The organism is Helicobacter aurati (assembly GCF_003364265.1).
GTDB classification, from domain to species: Bacteria; Campylobacterota; Campylobacteria; order Campylobacterales; family Helicobacteraceae; genus Helicobacter_A; species Helicobacter_A aurati.
Map to the genome: position 1 here is coordinate 22,944 of NZ_NXLW01000020.1, position 16,203 is coordinate 39,146.

The window sequence follows — 16,203 nt, forward strand, 5'->3', positions numbered from 1 at the left end:
ATGAATCAATCTTTAATTAAATTTTATCAACAAGCTAACCCAAAAGGCTACTTTAATTTTTTAGAGAGACAAAACGTAGGCGCGAGAATCTTGGATGGCGGCTATGCACTTCAGAATGTAGACGTAGGCTTAGGTAGCGCATTATCTCAAGTGAACAATAAAATTATTGATATGGTTTTTCAAAAGCTTAAGATTGAAGAGATAGTCGGGGAACGTGTGAGATTAATGGAATTTTCAAGCGATGATATAGAAACACCTATTATTCAATATGCGGGTGAACCAAGCTCTTATAATGATTTTGTAAATCCTAATTCGCTTGCAATGAATGTAAGAATTTTAAAGACAAAACAAATAAGAGATTCTATAAATATCAGAGTAGGTGATTTAGAAAGCGAGCAGCTTAGTAGAGTTGGTGTAAATGAAATACAAAAAGCTATGGGCGGCGCGTTAAATATTTTACTTGAAGCTTGGAATAAAACCGCATTCTTTGGGACAGGCGGTGAAGATAATAGAGTCTATGGCATCCTAGACTTCCCCGATTTAAGTGAATATGTTACACTTAAGACAAAATTAAGCTCGCCTACCTATGATGATATGTTATCAGATATACAAACACTAATCGGAGAATTACAAACTCAAAATAACCACATAGGGGACGATACTATTATGAAGCTTGCATTAAGCCCCGCATTAAGCGCATTATTGAAATTAGAGGGTAAAATGCAAAAATCTCTTAAAACTTATCTAAAAGAAAATTACCCGAATTTAGAGATAGTCATTAATGTTAATGAGTTTAAGGGTGCATATCAAAATAAAAGCGTTATGTTATTGATAGCTGAGACGCCTGATGATGGTAGCACTGAAAAACGAAGTGTATTACTTCCATATTCAGAGCTTGCATTAATGAGTAGAGTATCTCAAAAAGAAACACATATAAGTCAAAACATAAGCATAGGGCACGGTGGTGCGGTTGTGATTAAACCCCAAAATATAGCGAGGGGTGTTGTAGCGGATGGTAATAGATAATGTTTAAAATAAAGATACTTGATAAAGTCGGGCTAAAAATCCCAACTATCTTAAACACTATCACTTTAAAAGGTAACAAAGAAACTATTTTAAGTGATAGTGAATACCAAGCTATTAAAGATAACCAAATATTTAAAGATATGATTAATAATAAAGTAATCATAATCGAGCATGAAAACATTAAAAATAATGACAATGAAAACACAGATAAAAAGCGTGGACGTCCCAAGCAAGAGAAAGATTAATGCTATACAATGATTTAGTGATTAAATTCGAGCAAGCTAATTTAGAAAAAGAATTGTTTATCAATCGTTTTTCTAAGAATTGTCTTAACAATAAATTTATTGAAAGCGAAAGCGGTTTGATTGCATTAAATTATTATATAGATAATGATACACAGCTAAAACACACTAATTTAATAAAAGTTATCGAGCATTCTCAAGATAACGATTTACTTCACAATATAATTTTCTTTTGTGTTTGTAGTGTTTCATGTGAAACTATAACTGAAAATAATATTGATGATATTTTGAAATTCCAAGATTATATTATTTCACGGATTGAATACTTTCTAGGTATTAATCAGAAACAAGACGATTCAGAGCTTGCAAGTGAATTTAAAAAATTCTTTCCAGAGTTTAAAGACACTAGCACTGAAAGAATAGATTCTTTATATGAGAAATTAAAATGTATATATTCTTTTGTAAGGAATTTAAATAATTGTAGAAATAAGCAAATAGCTTTTTTAATCATAGCGCATTATCTCATAGCCGATAATTTAGGTAGTGTTACAAGTGGGGGTAGCGGCGTAGTAAATAGTGCTAGTATAGGTGGGGTATCAGTATCTCTTAGTCAAGTAACCAATAATTCATATTGGAGCCAGTTTTTTGGGTCTACTAAATACGGGTTAGAATTTTTAACAATTCGTAGCGTTATTGGCAGTGCTACATTAATAAATTAAGGTTTCACATGAAACACAATATAAACATTAAATCACTTGAAAAAGAGCTAAAAAAAGCCTTGAAAAAATCAGATATTAAAGGAATTGAAGCGGGGTTTTTATCAAGTGCTAAATATCAAGACGGCACACAAGTCGCAGCAGTTGCTTATTATAATAACTTTGGAACAGCTAATATCCCAGCACGTCCTTTTTTTAGTAAATGCGTAGCAAAGAATACTAATAAGTGGTTTTTTATGTTAAGTGATATGTTAAAGAAAAATAGAAAAAATGAATTGAATATTAATCAGTGCTTAGATATGTTGGGCAATGTTATTGTAAGTGATATTCAAGAGTCTATCACACAATTAAAAGAGCCCCCAAACAAAGAAAAAACTATTAAAGAAAAAAAATCAACCAACCCACTTATAGATACGGGGTTAATGCGCAAATCAGTTACTTACAGGTTAGTTAAATGAATATCTTAGCAAAAGCAATTTCTCAAGTAGGTTCACTATATCCGAGCAAAATGATAACAATAAGGAATGAGACAAGTGAACTATTTAATGGTATAGATATTAAAAAGAGTGTTGAGATTGTTACGGTAGCAAATATTCAACAATTAAAACCGAGCGAGGTTAAAGCCTTTGAAACTTATACTGATTCTTTTGAGTGCTTGCGATTTTACATTTTAGGTAGTGATATTAAAATAGTTGCAAGTGCGTTAGAGAATAATTTTACAAGTGCAAGCATTATATATAATAATAAAATTTACAAAGTATATTATAGAGAGGATTGGTCTTTAAATGGATGGGTGATAATAGAGGCAGTTTGTCAAGGTGCAGCAAGTGATTAATAAAGCGTTATATTTTTTCTTAAAGGATAAAGTCAAAGATTATCAGTTACGTTATCCCTATCAAGAGTCGCCGATAGATTTAAGGAATGGTTATATTAGTTGGCAATTTGTTAATTCCAATATCTTAAGCACGCAATCAAAGACAAAACAATATGTTAATAACGTGTTGCAAGATTCTCTATATCAACATTTTATAAATCAATATATGATAATATCCGAGAAAATAAATACATTAAATCATACACCTTTTGAATTATTATCAGAGATAAATATACATTTAAACTCCGATAATTTTATACATTTTTGTAGAAACAATAATTTCAATCTTGAAGTGTTGAGAATTGTAGATACTTTAACTAATGATACTTATTTACATGAGAATAAGCAGTGGATTACACGTGCTACAATGACGGTTAACTTTGTTATCTTAGGTCGTGTTGATATATCAAATATTGAGATAGGAAATATTAAAATAGACACTGATTTTATTTAATGGGAGGTTTTCATGAACTCTTTACCTTATAGCTTTTTTGTGAATTTCACGGGTGCAAAATTAAAAGTTGCAAGTAGTATAAGTCGATTAAATGCGATAGTAATTACTAAACCTACACAAATACAAAAAGATATAATCGAATTATATAATGTCGATGATGCAATTTCTTACTATGGCATTAATTCGAATGAAAAAACATTTACAGAGAACTTTTTTAGTTTTCAAAATAAAAATGGAAATTTCCCCGAAATACTTACATTTTATAATTTGTATGAAAATGATATGCCAGCAAGTTTAAAAGGAACTCAACAATTCGATATATCAACACTTAAACAAAAAGGTAGTTTTGGAGTTAATATAGGTGGGGTTGAAAAACAAGTAAAAGTAGACTTAACCGATAAGGTTTCTTTTACTGATATAGCAACTGCCATTCAAACAGCAATTAACGAATTAGGAACTAGCAATGAAACGATTGCCCCGACAGAACCAACTAACACTAATACTGAAATAGTAAAAGATAATGTTAATCAAGATATAAATTCAGAAGTAGAAAACACCGAAGATAATCAAACTAATAATTCAGAAAATGAAGTTGAAAATACAAGCGAAGAGAATACTAATCAACAAGACACTACAATACAAGACAATAATACAGAGAATACTAGCGAGGTATTAGAAACTGAAAATACTACTTCACAAAATGAATCTACTCAATCAAATATGCCCGCTAATGCTGTGTTAGACTCTATTCAAGATGTAAATAATTCGAGCGAAAACAATCAATCAGAAACTAGCAATGAAATAGAAAAACAAGATAGTAGCGAGAGTGTAGAAAATGAATCTATGTCAACTAACACGGATATAAATAACAATGAAAGCGAAGATACGCATGAAAATCAAAATGAAAACGAAATTAATCAAGATGAATCTACACAAGATAATTTAACGCAAGTTATCAATACGGACAATTCTACAATTGAAAATATTAGCGACACCAAAGAAACAGAAAATAGCAATATAAATTTGGAAGTAAAAGAGGATTTAGGATTTAAGAATGCGAAATTTATTTTTAATTCTATCACTAGCGGTTTTGAATTACAAAGCGGGGTTGTTGGTAAAAGTAGCATGGTTGGATATATTACAAGTGGTGCGAGCGATGTTGATTTATCGCCGCTTTTAAAGATGAGAGATATAGACGGAGCTACAATCATACAAGGTAAAGACAAAGAAACATTTATTGAAGCCGTGAATAATATTATTTCAAGTAATGGAGATTTTTATAGTATAAGTGCATTGTTTGATTTAGATAAACAAGATATGCGAGATTTTAGCGCAGCTATATCAGCAACTAAAGGTCGTTATTTGGGTGTGATTGGCAAGCATGATAAACGATTAATAGGAACAGAAAATCCTTTTGCTAGTATTAATGGATATGACGGGATAATCATTAATTTTAATCCACTTGAAACATTAAATCTAAATGAAATTACACAGGGATTTATAGCAAGCTTGGATTTAACACAACCTAATAGTGTTATATCATTAAACTTTATCCCAGCTACAAAGTATGATAGTGAAAACACCATTTATAAACAAAGACAAATAACTAACTTAAACAAAAACCGAGCTAATGGAATCTTTGCGGTCGGTGATTTTGGGGAACGAAACGTTTACTATGGCGAGGGTAAAATATGCGGCGATATTTTCAAGACAGCAAATAGTTATGTTTGGAATAGTTTCGTAAAATTCAATATTGAAAAAGCCATGTTTGGATTTATCTCAAATAGTAATATTGTGGGCGTCCGAAGTCAAACAGATATAAGATTACTACTTGATACAGCAACTAATCAATGCGAAAACTTTGTATCGGCGGGCATTATTATCGCTAATCCAATTTTAACAGGTAGTGAAAAAATAGCCTTGCAAAAAGCTTTAAATGGCAATCAAGATAATTTTACTTCGTGTTTAAATAATGGCTATGTAATTCAATTTATAAAAAATAGTGTAAATGAAATTACTAATTCAGTTACTAGTGAATTTCAATTAATTTATATTATGAATGTAGCTGGGGATAGAGTTAAAATATCAAGTCTATTTATTTAAGGTTTATGATTGTTAAGTAGAAAATTAGAAAAAATAAATGTTGGGATGCCTTATCTTGGTAGTAAGAGAAAAATTTGTTTTAAATTATTTCAGAGAATAAATGAATTAGCACCTAATGCAAAATATTTTTATGATTTATTTGGCGGTGGCGGTTGTATGAGTATCTTAGCCGCGCATAATGGTTATAAGGTAACTTATAATGAACTAAATACTGATTGTTTTTTTTTTAAAATATCTCATGAATAAAAAGAGTATCGAATTTGAAAAATCTTTTTATAATTTTGTTAATCGCAAGGATTTTTTGAGAATCAGTGATTGTAAAGATAGCATTTATAAATATTTTGTGAAATTGGTTTATAGCTATGGAAATTTTTTAGATTGTTATTTATGTAGAAAAGAATTGGATTTATTATTTGAAAATACATATAATTTAGTGATGTTTAACGATAAAAAAAGTTTAGAATATCTAAGCGATTTTTATAACACCACATTACTACAAGATATTTATTTAAATGTTTTATCTCATGTAGATAATTGGAGGGTTAGGAAATTCATATGTCTTGATTTACATAAAAAATTACAAGCATTAAATTTATATAAAAAAAACGATTTATTCGGATATAAAGAATTATTAGAGATAAGACAGGTTGATTTATTTAATATATTAAAACAAAAAGTAAAATTAGATGTTAAAAAAGTTGGAATATCAAGACTTGAAAATTTAAAGATAGTTACGAAAGGTTTTGATTGTCTAAATAGAATTATATTATTAGAGAATATTAAGCCTTATCCAATGATTTTAACAAATAAGAGTTTTCAAGATGTAGAGATAACTACACCGCCAAAAGAAACAATAATATATTTAGACCCGCCTTATTATAATTCAAAAGGTTATATTAATACAATTAACTATAATTTATATTATGATTATGCTTTATATTTATCAAAACAAGGTTATAATGTGTTTTGTAGTGAGTATTATATGCCAGAAGATAAATTTAAGTGTATATTAAGTGTTAATAAAAATAATTTATCAAATAAACCGACAATAGAAAAACTTTACATTCCGATTAAAGAGGTTATAAATGGTTCTTAATAATATAAGTGCGAATGCTTTAAGTATATCAATGTTAGTAGAGGGGTTTCCTGTCGCAGCGGTTGAATATTTTGGGGAGACACCACTTCAGTGGACAGACAGGGAAATAGCGGAGCGATATATTACACCAGATAATAAGCCTGTGGATATAATTAAAAATGCTAGCTATATATGTACTTTATCACTTATGAATAACTCTATCTTAGATAGATTACTAAAACGTGTTTGTGGGGATGAAGTTGGTAGAAAAGGATTTAAATACAAAAGCGCGCCACGTATTCAAATGACGGTTTTAAATCTTGCTATACCAATTCCAGAGGTTTATACTCAAGGAATAGCTACAAGTGTACCAGCGGGCAGTAGTGTGGATAACACTAAATACCAAGATAGCAATTATATTATTGCATTTCACGAAAGAAAATTATAATAGGTGTAATTAATGGAAAATAAAACTTATAAAATAGAAAACTTAAATGTTAAATTCTTACCATTAACAGCAAGGGAGGGCATAAAAGTAACTGAATCTTTGTTGGGGTGTATAAAGAATAATGAAAATGTAGATATTGCTAAATTTAGTAAAGATAGCTTGGAATTAATTATATCTAAGTTGCAAGTAGAAACACAGGACGCTAGCGGCAGCAGTTATAAAAATGTGGGGGATATAGATAGCCTTGCATTATTTTTTAAAAGCCCGCTTGTATCACTTGAAATAGTTACTTATTTCATGGATTACCTATCCCCTTTTTTGAACTCTATCAAAGGATTAAACACTTTGAAACAGATACAAAGATAAAGGTTAAATATCCTTGTAATAGCATAATAGCAAGCTTAGTATTGCAAGGTTGCGGCGATTATGGTAAGGTGTGCGATATGGATTTTTACAATGCCTTAATGACTTATCTAATACATAACCACGCTAACTATGAAGAGTATATGAATCTTAAAATCAATCGCGAAATAAATAAAATTAAAGGTAGATTTTAATGGCAGGCAACGTTTTAAAAGAATTTATAGTTTCTTTTAATGCAAAGATATCGCCTTTAATGGACGGGCTTAAAAAAGCTAGCGGTGGCTTTAATGATTTAGCTAATAATGTAAGCAAGGTAGCGGGGCTCATAGGAGCAGCATTAGGCGGCGCAGTTGCAATAAATGCAGCAGCTAAGATGGGAGAAGAGTTACAAAACTTCGCGGACTTGACAGGGATAGCCGCAGACGATGCTAAAAACTTGGGAGATATTCTAGGTAAATTTGGCGGCAGTGCTAGCGATGCTATGAATGATTTAAAAAATCTTAATACAGCATTTTACCAAGCTACTAAGGGCGAGGGGGCTTTGGTAGACGCCACGTTAGAGTATGGGAAAATAATGTCTAATCAAGGCGGACGCTTACAAAATACAAGACAGGCTATGTCTGAACTCGCCGATAAAATGTCTAAAATGAATAAGCAAGCGGCTTTAGCTTTGGGTCAAAAGTTGGGATTAAGCGACGCTACAATACGTCTTTTAATGCAAGGTAAAAAGGGCGTGGATGATCTTTATAAATCACAAAGTAGCTTAGGAAATATCACTAAAGAAGAGATACAAAGCGGCAAAGATTTTAGCAATATGTTAAAAGATGTGAAATTCTTTTTTGAGAAAATTAGCATGGTTTTACTAAATGCTTTAATGCCAATCATGAAAAAAGTGCATTCAATATTCACAGCATTTATTAAAATACTTAATCGCAATGGTTGGCAAATAGTTAAGATTTTAGGAATAGTTGCGGGGATTCTAGTTGGGATTAAAATCACAATGATAGCAATTAGTGTAGCTTCAAAAGCGATGTTCGCGCCATTTAATCTAGTTATTGTAATTATAATCGCTATTTTATTGGTAATAGATGATATAGTAACTTATTTCAGAGGTGGTAAGTCTTTAATAGGTAAATGGATTGAAAGCAACGAAACTTTAAGGGGTGTTGTTGAAAAATTAAAGGATTTATGGGATTGGATATGTGGAACAGTAGAAACAATAAAAGAATATTTCGAAAATCTTACACTTGATAAATTATTAAGCGATGTTAAAGAGATAGGGGCTAACATAGGTAAGTGGTTCGGTAAAAAAATAGGTTTTATATCAGAGGACGATGTACAAAAAGCCCCAATCTCAAATAAAAACATTAATAATTCAAACACTACAAACAACAACACAAATAATAATAACAATGTATCTATTAATCAAAATATCGTTACAAATAACCCCAAGCAACTCGCAAATGATACTAACAAAGAATTAGCCACAGCTTTAAAGAGTAGTAGCGCAGCGGGGTATTAAATGGGTTTATCTGATACTATATTATTTAAAAATAAGATAGGGGATAAAATTAATGCTATGCTACATAAAGATAGCATTTATAAAATTACGTGTGCGAGTGGAGAACTTCCTTTTTTATGCTTGGAATTAACATTTAATCAAAATTCTGAAGTCCCATTAATGCCATTAGATAATAACTCCGTGATTACTGATAACGTAATAATTGGAAATACGTCCTTGCATTGTAAGCTTAGTGTAAAATATGATGATGTAAGTAAATTCAAAGATTATTTAGAAAAAGGAAATTTAGACAAAAAAGGTTTTAGTATAGTAACGCTTAGCTATACCTATGAGAATATGAGATGGACGAGTGCAAATTATAGCGAGACCACTGATAATGTAAGCGGTGTTATTTATGATTTATCATTTATTGAGATACGTTCAGTTGAAGCTAAGACAGGTTTTATTTCATACACCAAGATTCCTAAAAAACCACAAAATGCGAGCAAGGTACAAAATGGCAAAGTAGACCCAGTTCAACAAATAGAGGACGGGGAATATGAGAGCATTGCGCATTCATTTTTTGGTAGTAAAGAAAATGCAGTACAATATGTTAAAGACGGGATAAAAAATTCAATTCGAGCGTTTTAATGAATATATATAGAATACCTTTAACCACTCTCCCAAATCAGAGTTTTCAAGTTTCAGTAAGTGAATTATCTTTGAATTTAACTATAAGATTAAAGCAATTAAGCAAAATCTTAGTAATGGATTTATATAATGACGACAAAGCAATTTTTTTAGGTATGAATTGTAAGGCTAACTATAATTTAATGGAGCCATTTAATTATAAAATACCTAACTTTGTTTTAATGTTTATTTGTGATAATGAAATTTTTAGTTATTTAGACTTAGGAACAAAAGCGAAATTATTCTATGCTGTTTAAGAGAAAATTAAAACTTACGCTTGAAATTGATAGCGACATAAAAGTATATGAACACACAAGTGAAAAAAATAACATCAAAGTAACCTTTAATGTAAAAAAGGCAGTTGATTCAATAGACATAGCGCAAATATCTATAATCGGACTTAATTTAAAAGATATTCAGAATTTATCTACAAAATTTGATTATGATAATGGCACAGCTAAAATGAATAAAATTATATTGCAAGCCGGGTATGAATCAGATTATGGCATCATTTTTAGCGGGGCTATAATTGAAGCTAAACCTAATCTTGACAACGCAGACTTTGTTTTAGATTTGCAAGCGAGCGCAGGTTATTATAAAGTTACTACCAAGCGCGAACCTATATCAATCAAAGAAGCTAAATTAAGAGATATAGCGCAGACAATCGCAGACGGATACGGCTACACTTTAGATTTCGCTGCTACTGACAAAGTTATAGGTGATTATTCATTTATTGGCAGTGCAAGCCAACAATTTAAACTATTCGCAAAAGACTACAATGTAAAAGCATGGATTGAAAACGGCGTGTTATTTGTCAGTGATAAAAATAAACCAAGTCAAAAACAAGGGATTATGATAAGTAACGATAGCGGGTTAATTGGTAACCCAAAGCCCACGTCGGTTGGTTGTGATTTTGTAACGTTACTAAGACCAAGTATTCAAGTAGGAACGATTTTAACTTGCAAATTTGAAAAATTTCCTATGTTGAATCGCAGCTATGAAGTCGCAGCATTAACACATAGGGGCAGCAACTATGATAATCAGTTTTTTACTGAAATACAGGGATTAAAGGGCTTATAATGAATGATTATACAGGTTATGATATTCAAGATTTAGCAAGCACGCCAGCTATGATTGAAAAATTAATTGACAACCGAGTAAGACAAATTAATACGTGTTTTATTGCTGAGGTAACAGAGATAAATGAAAAATTCGTAAGTGTTATAAATACGAATAAATACATGTTTCAAGGAAAACCAATAGATTATCCCATAATTAACAATGTTTTAGTGTGCTTTCCACACGTAAATAATTGTAAAATATCACTACCACTTGAAGTGGGCGATATAGGGTTGTGTGTTGTAGCACAGGGGGATATAAGTAATTTCAAACAAAGCGGGGGTCGCAGCATTCCAAACAGCGCACGTAAATTTGATATAACAGATTCTATTTTTATCCCATTTTCTTTATTTAACACCAAAGATATACAAGAAAATTTCATGATTGAATATAAAGATGATACAAAGATAATAATTAGTGATGATGGGATAAATATAACACATAAAGACAGCAAAATCGAAATATCAGAGGATAGTGTAAATATTGAATCTAAAAATTCTACATTGAAAAATTCACAGACTGAACCGATAGAGATTAGTAATAGCATGGGGTCGTTATTAAATGTTTGTGAGCACTTAATTAGTATGATGGACTTACTAAGCAATGGCTTAACGGGGGCAAGTAGTAACCCAGCAGCTTATAATGCGGGCAAGCAAGCATTTATTCAACAAATAAAAGGAATTGTAAAATGACAAGTTTCGAGTTGGATTCTAAAAATAATTTAGTGTATGGATATTCATTTTTTGAAGTTGATAACAAAAAAAGAATTTTACAAGACATTAAAACTAAAATAGGGATGATAGTGGGTGAAAATCCCTTTGATAGCGAAGAGGGGTTTGATTTTATAAGTTATATCCAAAATAATACATATAATATACAGAGTAGAATGAAAGAGGAGTGTAAGAAAATTGAAGACGTGCAAGATATATTAATTAATACTGACAATGATGGCAATATTGTTAATTTCCAAATACTTACTCAAGCGGGGGAGACCTTAAATGTCTAGCGAATATCCATTACTAAAAATGACAAATGAGGGGTTAAAATATAGCGACACAGACGAGATTTTAAAGGATGTGAAAGCCGCTTTTAAAGTTGCATTCCCAAATCTAAACGTTGATTCTGTTGATACCCCGCAAGGACAGATAATAGCTTATTTCACAGAAAAAATAGTTGAATGTAGCAATGCTATACTTGAAAATGTGAATAGTAATTTTAATGGTGGTTTTGATTTTACAGAGGATATTAATGCAAAAACATTTTTCGGTGTTAGTAGAAAACCAGCCTCAGCATGCGTAGTTAAAGCCACAATCACAGGAAAACCAAACACTATAATCCCCGCAAATTTTAAGGCTTTAAGTGGGGATTTGGAGTTTATAAATTCAACAGGTGAAACTAGAATTGACAGCTTGGGGTTAAAAGAGATTGAGATGACGTGCCTTAAAAAAGGTGAGTATCAAATTTTAGCTGGGACTTTAACTACAATACTTACCCCGCAATATGGGATAGAAACTATTACAAATAAAGCGGATTCTACTAAAGGAAATGATATAGAGCAGGGATTATGGGGTCGTGCCTTGAGAAGTCAATTTAATCGCGCATTGTCTCTATTTGAGTCTTATATTTCCAATGTTAATAATGTGGCAGGTGTTACTGATTGCGTGGGTTATGATAATTCTACAAATATTAACGTAACATATAAAAACCAAGTTTTTACACCTCATACCGTGGGGGTTGTAGTTGAAGGCGGAGACGCAAAAGAAATCGCAGAAGCACTTTACGCAGTTAGAAATCCTGGTCCAGCTATGCTTGGAGATGTTGAAGTTTTGATTAATGGTAAGTATGATAATCAAAAATACATCATAAAGTTTTCAAGACCAATTTACTTTAACCTTAGATGTAAAATGATTGTATCAGTCGGGCACATGGCTAATGAGAATTATGAAGAGTCTTTGAAAAATCAGATTATAGAGATAATTAAGAAAAATAAAATCAATCAAACAATTTTCACGGATAGCAAGGCATTACAGATAGAGTTACCTTATCATGTGGATTTGGTAGTCTTGAAATTACAGCGGCTTACAATAGATAATATTACTGATGATATAGAAAATCAAGATATAATACAATTAGATTTCAAAGAAAAAGCAGTGTTAGAATATAAAGATATTGAGATAGAAAAATATGTAGAGAATGCAAAGAAAACATAATGGCTACTATTCAAGACCAATTCAGAGGAACGAATATTGAAACTCTTTTAAAAGAGTTAGATAAAGTTATCAATAAGCATTCTATTAATCTTATTTCATTCTTAAATGAGCATGTAAATAATCTTGACACGGCTACAGATTACGGGTTAGATTTATGGGGGAGATTATTAGGATTTCCTAGATATATACCTGTTGAAGCAAGCAGCGGTGAAATAAAATCAAAATATTTTAATTTTTATGAAAATAGCTTTCATAAGTTACAATTCTATAAAAAAGTAGAAAAATTTACTTATACGGCTCTTTCAGATGATTCATATAGAATTATCTTAAAATCACTAACATTAAAACTTACCCAAGATTGTACTTTACCTAAGATTAATGACTTTTGCGAATATTTATTTTCAAATTTTGGCGGGGCATCTTTTATAAGAGATTCTTATGATATGAAATTCGCTACTTATATTTTTAGGTATGAAATCCCAGATTGGTTAAAATATGTAATTGAAAAATATGACATATTACCAAGACCAGCAGGGGTTGGTGCGAGATATTTAGAATCATTAGCTTACTATATAGGTTTTAATGGACAGAGCCGCTATAAAGAGACGGGTCAACGTGATTTTTCCAACTTTTATAAATCCATATTTAAGCCAGTAGATAAAAAAAGATTTATACATAATGCAATCCAAGCTTATAAGCCATTACAATATAATTTATTTTATAATTTTATGCCAGCTATAATTGAGAGACCAGAGCATAAAAAGACTAAGAGAATTTTAAATAAATATGCGGAGTTTATGTATCTTGTAGCGACATTGTTGGTAGACCCCAGCAATTCACAATCAGAGTACGTACTTCAGAATAATACTTATGAAACAGCTTTAAATATATTTTACAATCAAATAATACTATTCTTTGAAACTGACATAAATCGTAATCAAGATTTTAATGAATTATTTGATAAATACAAAAATGCGTTTGATTCTTTAGGTACTATTAGCGGTGCTTATAGCTTTGATAATGTTATAAGACAGATTAATCTATATGCGAATGAACACGAAGGATACAAAGAAAAAGGTTACAATGAAAAAGTGAAAGATGTTATAAGGATTGTAGAAAAAATAATCGAAGACAATCACTTATATACTATTGAAGTAGACAATTCATTCACTAAAGACGACGCAGACAATGAATTTACAGATGATTTAGCTACAATCAGAGATTTATATATGCAAGCTTACGATGTAGCAATAGATAAATCATTCTTACTAATTCAAGACAATTTAACAAAGGAACAAAACGCAGACTTTTTTGTATCCCAACTTGAAGCAGTGATTAACTTTAATGCGGCGAGTGCTAATAATGATATTAGAGAAACTAGAAAAATCATATCACAATACAAAGATAAATTAAGCGAGCTTATACCAAGTAATAATATAAGTAATGATAAATCAGAGGTAAAAGAAAAAACAATAGAGGACGATTTTATAAGTATTATGCTAGCAATCTATAATCATAAAAACTGCCCGAAAGAGTTTGAAGATAATTTTAAAAGCGAAAATGATTTAATAAATTATTGCAATGAGTATATAGAATACATTAAACAACACGACAATTATAAAGAATTAATGACTCAAACAACAGAACAATATAAGCAAGCTTTAGCTAGCCTTGATTATTAAATATTACCAAACATAACAGGGCAGGTTGGTTGGTTTGTTATGCAAGAGAATAATAATAGCGGTGCTTTAATTAACAAAGAGTAGCGGCTTCAGATGTAAGCGGTGGCGGTGGGTTTTCACGGGCTAACGTTATATTTAATGCGAGCAATGTTAATCCTATATACAAAGATAATATTAACGATGTGCGGGGTATAATTTTAATGTTAATATCGTAGTTAAGATTTAGACTTTAATACACACGTTTACACTAAAATTATGCACTGTTACTTCATTATGTCCATCTTTGTAAATCGGTGAATAGCGGCTTAAATCCATAGAAAAACCGTTCGCAGAACCCCAAGGATTAGCATTCCAATTTTTCTTAATATCCGAAACTACATCATTACGTATAGCCCCAGAATATCCAAAATAAGACGCTCCCATACTTGCTTTAGATTCACCCTTAACATTTGGTAATGCGGGCAATTGTAGTTCGTTAAAACTTCTATTAGAATCTACCTCGCTGCCGTTACTCCACACACGTGGGTGATAACCCCTTATATCTTGAAGTGAAAACGTATCGTCTGATTCTTTTACAAATATCCCAACTTTATCGCCTATCTGTGAAGTCTTTAATAATTCTCTAATTCTTTTATATTCAACCATGCTAAATTGTTTCGTAAGAATATCACTTGCATTAACTCTAATGTAGCCAGGTGGTGCAGGTAAATTCATAAAATCAAAATATGCGAACCCTATTTGATTGCCGTCATCAATTAGCCATGTATCAAATAATGCGCTCTCTGAATATGGGTTTAATGTATTATTGGGGATAAGTGAAATAACCCTTATCTTTTGAATATATGTTGATTCTGTGTTATTGTAAGTAGTTGGTGTTTGTATTAATTGTCTTGAATACGTGTTATAATTTAATAGACAGCCCTCGCCCACATTATAGCCGCCATTTTGTAAAATATCAAAATCTAAATCACGGGTAGTAGCCCTTTGTAGTTGTTGAATGGTATCGGTTATCATATTTAAGAGATAGTTAAAATTTTCTCTGTTAATCCACTCACCGCCTGCGTCAGGTGGTAATTCATAATATTTATTATAACCTCTTAAAAAATCAATCGGAGAATTGCCATCTGGTTTAAATGGAAATGCAAGCTTATCGCCTTCATGTGCGAATGGGACTTGAATATATTTAGCCATGTTTTTACCTTTAATTATTTTTATGTATTTCGGTTTCTAAATTTTCTTTAGTGATGATTGTAGCTCGGATTGGTGCTACATTATGCGTTTCAGTTTCTAGCACATTATTAGGTAGCAATTTATAGATGTGTTTATCTATCTTACCAAAGATAAATTTTTCTCTTATATCCATAATTAAAATTTGTAGTAATGTATTATTAAAGTGTTCATTTAATGCGGGTACGTTATCGTAATTTTGTGAATCTGTAATCATATATATGCCCACATTATCCCCGTTTTCAATCATGCAACTATTTACATCATCGCTATTTCGAAATAATAATTTCCAAGTGCACGTATTTTCTGGCGGGGGGAAATTATCTATTCCATAGTATAATTTTGCGTTATTTTGTAAATGCTCGCTTAATTGTATCCATTCCAAATAAAGCCCTTTATTTTCATTTGTTTTATTGTAGCATAAAAATATTAATAACGAACTACAATTGCCCGCATTACCAAATGTTAAGGGT

Annotated in this window: 21 protein-coding genes; 19 read left to right on the forward strand and 2 right to left on the reverse strand. The window is 31.0% G+C overall.

The features are described from left to right. The 19 genes from CQA66_RS08365 (at nt 1) to CQA66_RS08455 (ending at nt 14,503) form a co-directional block, all read left to right on the forward strand. Nucleotides 1-1,026 (forward strand): hypothetical protein, encoded by a 1,026-nt coding sequence (locus CQA66_RS08365; RefSeq protein WP_115582632.1) that lies wholly within the window; start codon nt 1-3, stop codon nt 1,024-1,026. Next, nucleotides 1,026-1,271 carry a hypothetical protein gene (locus CQA66_RS08370; protein WP_115582633.1) on the forward strand — a complete coding sequence of 82 codons (246 nt, stop codon included), beginning with the start codon at nt 1,026-1,028 and terminating at the stop codon, nt 1,269-1,271. Before CQA66_RS08365 ends, CQA66_RS08370 begins: the two co-directional genes overlap by 1 nt. Beyond that, entirely contained in the window at nt 1,271-1,987 is a 717-nt protein-coding gene (locus CQA66_RS08375; protein WP_115582634.1) for a DUF4054 domain-containing protein, read from the forward strand. The genes CQA66_RS08370 and CQA66_RS08375 overlap by 1 nt, the downstream gene beginning before the upstream one ends. Nucleotides 1,988-1,995: 8 nt before the next feature. Next, nucleotides 1,996-2,442, forward strand: coding sequence for a hypothetical protein (locus CQA66_RS08380; RefSeq protein ID WP_115582635.1), 447 nt, complete (start codon nt 1,996-1,998; stop codon nt 2,440-2,442). Then, complete coding sequence (locus CQA66_RS08385) at nt 2,439-2,819, forward strand: hypothetical protein (RefSeq protein ID WP_115582636.1); 381 nt, start codon at nt 2,439-2,441, stop codon at nt 2,817-2,819. Before CQA66_RS08380 ends, CQA66_RS08385 begins: the two co-directional genes overlap by 4 nt. Beyond that, nucleotides 2,812-3,312: a hypothetical protein gene (locus CQA66_RS08390; protein WP_115582637.1), complete on the forward strand. Its 501-nt coding sequence runs from the start codon at nt 2,812-2,814 to the stop codon at nt 3,310-3,312. Before CQA66_RS08385 ends, CQA66_RS08390 begins: the two co-directional genes overlap by 8 nt. Nucleotides 3,313-3,324: 12 nt before the next feature. Beyond that, nucleotides 3,325-5,415 carry a DUF3383 family protein gene (locus tag CQA66_RS08395; protein WP_115582638.1) on the forward strand — a complete coding sequence of 697 codons (2,091 nt, stop codon included), beginning with the start codon at nt 3,325-3,327 and terminating at the stop codon, nt 5,413-5,415. Between the two features lie 9 nt (nt 5,416-5,424). After that, entirely contained in the window at nt 5,425-5,661 is a 237-nt protein-coding gene (locus CQA66_RS08400; protein WP_115582639.1) for a DNA adenine methylase, read from the forward strand. After that, nucleotides 5,654-6,511, forward strand: a complete 858-nt coding sequence (locus tag CQA66_RS08405) for a hypothetical protein (protein ID WP_115582640.1) — start codon at nt 5,654-5,656, stop codon at nt 6,509-6,511. Before CQA66_RS08400 ends, CQA66_RS08405 begins: the two co-directional genes overlap by 8 nt. A gap of 31 nt (nt 6,512-6,542) precedes the next feature. Then, entirely contained in the window at nt 6,543-6,938 is a 396-nt protein-coding gene (locus CQA66_RS08410; protein WP_147289225.1) for a hypothetical protein, read from the forward strand. Between the two features lie 12 nt (nt 6,939-6,950). Next, a complete protein-coding gene (locus tag CQA66_RS08415; RefSeq protein ID WP_115582642.1) occupies nt 6,951-7,304 on the forward strand; it encodes a hypothetical protein in 354 nt (117 codons plus the stop codon). A gap of 190 nt (nt 7,305-7,494) precedes the next feature. Further along, entirely contained in the window at nt 7,495-8,823 is a 1,329-nt protein-coding gene (locus CQA66_RS08420) for a phage tail tape measure protein (RefSeq protein WP_115582643.1), read from the forward strand. Further along, on the forward strand, nt 8,824-9,453 hold the full coding sequence (locus tag CQA66_RS08425; protein WP_115582644.1) for a phage baseplate protein: 630 nt from the start codon (nt 8,824-8,826) through the stop codon (nt 9,451-9,453). Next, a complete protein-coding gene (locus tag CQA66_RS08430) occupies nt 9,453-9,749 on the forward strand; it encodes a phage baseplate plug family protein (protein ID WP_115582645.1) in 297 nt (98 codons plus the stop codon). Before CQA66_RS08425 ends, CQA66_RS08430 begins: the two co-directional genes overlap by 1 nt. Then, nucleotides 9,739-10,572 (forward strand): phage protein, encoded by an 834-nt coding sequence (locus tag CQA66_RS08435; RefSeq protein ID WP_115582646.1) that lies wholly within the window; start codon nt 9,739-9,741, stop codon nt 10,570-10,572. The genes CQA66_RS08430 and CQA66_RS08435 overlap by 11 nt, the downstream gene beginning before the upstream one ends. Further along, nucleotides 10,572-11,303 (forward strand): Gp138 family membrane-puncturing spike protein, encoded by a 732-nt coding sequence (locus CQA66_RS08440; RefSeq protein ID WP_115582647.1) that lies wholly within the window; start codon nt 10,572-10,574, stop codon nt 11,301-11,303. The genes CQA66_RS08435 and CQA66_RS08440 overlap by 1 nt, the downstream gene beginning before the upstream one ends. Then, the gene (locus tag CQA66_RS08445; RefSeq protein WP_115582648.1) at nt 11,300-11,617 is read left to right on the forward strand and encodes a hypothetical protein; all 318 of its coding nucleotides are present in this window, start codon (nt 11,300-11,302) and stop codon (nt 11,615-11,617) included. Before CQA66_RS08440 ends, CQA66_RS08445 begins: the two co-directional genes overlap by 4 nt. Beyond that, nucleotides 11,610-12,821, forward strand: a complete 1,212-nt coding sequence (locus CQA66_RS08450; protein WP_115582649.1) for a baseplate J/gp47 family protein — start codon at nt 11,610-11,612, stop codon at nt 12,819-12,821. The genes CQA66_RS08445 and CQA66_RS08450 overlap by 8 nt, the downstream gene beginning before the upstream one ends. Beyond that, on the forward strand, nt 12,821-14,503 hold the full coding sequence (locus tag CQA66_RS08455; RefSeq protein ID WP_115582650.1) for a baseplate wedge 1 family protein: 1,683 nt from the start codon (nt 12,821-12,823) through the stop codon (nt 14,501-14,503). Before CQA66_RS08450 ends, CQA66_RS08455 begins: the two co-directional genes overlap by 1 nt. 222 nt (nt 14,504-14,725) lie before the next feature. Here CQA66_RS08455 and CQA66_RS08460 read toward each other — a convergent pair whose 3' ends face one another. Next, the gene (locus CQA66_RS08460) at nt 14,726-15,694 is read right to left on the reverse strand and encodes a hypothetical protein (protein WP_115582651.1); all 969 of its coding nucleotides are present in this window, start codon (nt 15,692-15,694) and stop codon (nt 14,726-14,728) included. Between the two features lie 10 nt (nt 15,695-15,704). Continuing rightward, nucleotides 15,705-16,203, reverse strand: a 499-nt coding sequence (locus tag CQA66_RS08465; protein WP_220271759.1) for a hypothetical protein, incomplete at its 5' end; no start/stop codon positions are given.

Bases quoted from the DNA above. Each gene is read 5' to 3' on its own strand.
- CQA66_RS08365 (WP_115582632.1), top strand. From the start codon at position 1: ATGAATCAATCTTTAATTAAATTTTATCAACAAGCTAACCCAAAAGGC.
- CQA66_RS08370 (WP_115582633.1), top strand. From the start codon at position 1,026: ATGTTTAAAATAAAGATACTTGATAAAGTCGGGCTAAAAATCCCAACT.
- CQA66_RS08375 (WP_115582634.1), top strand. From the start codon at position 1,271: ATGCTATACAATGATTTAGTGATTAAATTCGAGCAAGCTAATTTAGAA.
- CQA66_RS08380 (WP_115582635.1), top strand. From the start codon at position 1,996: ATGAAACACAATATAAACATTAAATCACTTGAAAAAGAGCTAAAAAAA.
- CQA66_RS08385 (WP_115582636.1), top strand. From the start codon at position 2,439: ATGAATATCTTAGCAAAAGCAATTTCTCAAGTAGGTTCACTATATCCG.
- CQA66_RS08395 (WP_115582638.1), top strand. From the start codon at position 3,325: ATGAACTCTTTACCTTATAGCTTTTTTGTGAATTTCACGGGTGCAAAA.
- CQA66_RS08405 (WP_115582640.1), top strand. From the start codon at position 5,654: ATGAATAAAAAGAGTATCGAATTTGAAAAATCTTTTTATAATTTTGTT.
- CQA66_RS08410 (WP_147289225.1), top strand. From the start codon at position 6,543: ATGTTAGTAGAGGGGTTTCCTGTCGCAGCGGTTGAATATTTTGGGGAG.
- CQA66_RS08415 (WP_115582642.1), top strand. From the start codon at position 6,951: ATGGAAAATAAAACTTATAAAATAGAAAACTTAAATGTTAAATTCTTA.
- CQA66_RS08420 (WP_115582643.1), top strand. From the start codon at position 7,495: ATGGCAGGCAACGTTTTAAAAGAATTTATAGTTTCTTTTAATGCAAAG.
- CQA66_RS08425 (WP_115582644.1), top strand. From the start codon at position 8,824: ATGGGTTTATCTGATACTATATTATTTAAAAATAAGATAGGGGATAAA.
- CQA66_RS08430 (WP_115582645.1), top strand. From the start codon at position 9,453: ATGAATATATATAGAATACCTTTAACCACTCTCCCAAATCAGAGTTTT.
- CQA66_RS08435 (WP_115582646.1), top strand. From the start codon at position 9,739: ATGCTGTTTAAGAGAAAATTAAAACTTACGCTTGAAATTGATAGCGAC.
- CQA66_RS08440 (WP_115582647.1), top strand. From the start codon at position 10,572: ATGAATGATTATACAGGTTATGATATTCAAGATTTAGCAAGCACGCCA.
- CQA66_RS08445 (WP_115582648.1), top strand. From the start codon at position 11,300: ATGACAAGTTTCGAGTTGGATTCTAAAAATAATTTAGTGTATGGATAT.
- CQA66_RS08450 (WP_115582649.1), top strand. From the start codon at position 11,610: ATGTCTAGCGAATATCCATTACTAAAAATGACAAATGAGGGGTTAAAA.
- CQA66_RS08455 (WP_115582650.1), top strand. From the start codon at position 12,821: ATGGCTACTATTCAAGACCAATTCAGAGGAACGAATATTGAAACTCTT.
- CQA66_RS08460 (WP_115582651.1), bottom strand. From the start codon at position 15,694: ATGGCTAAATATATTCAAGTCCCATTCGCACATGAAGGCGATAAGCTT.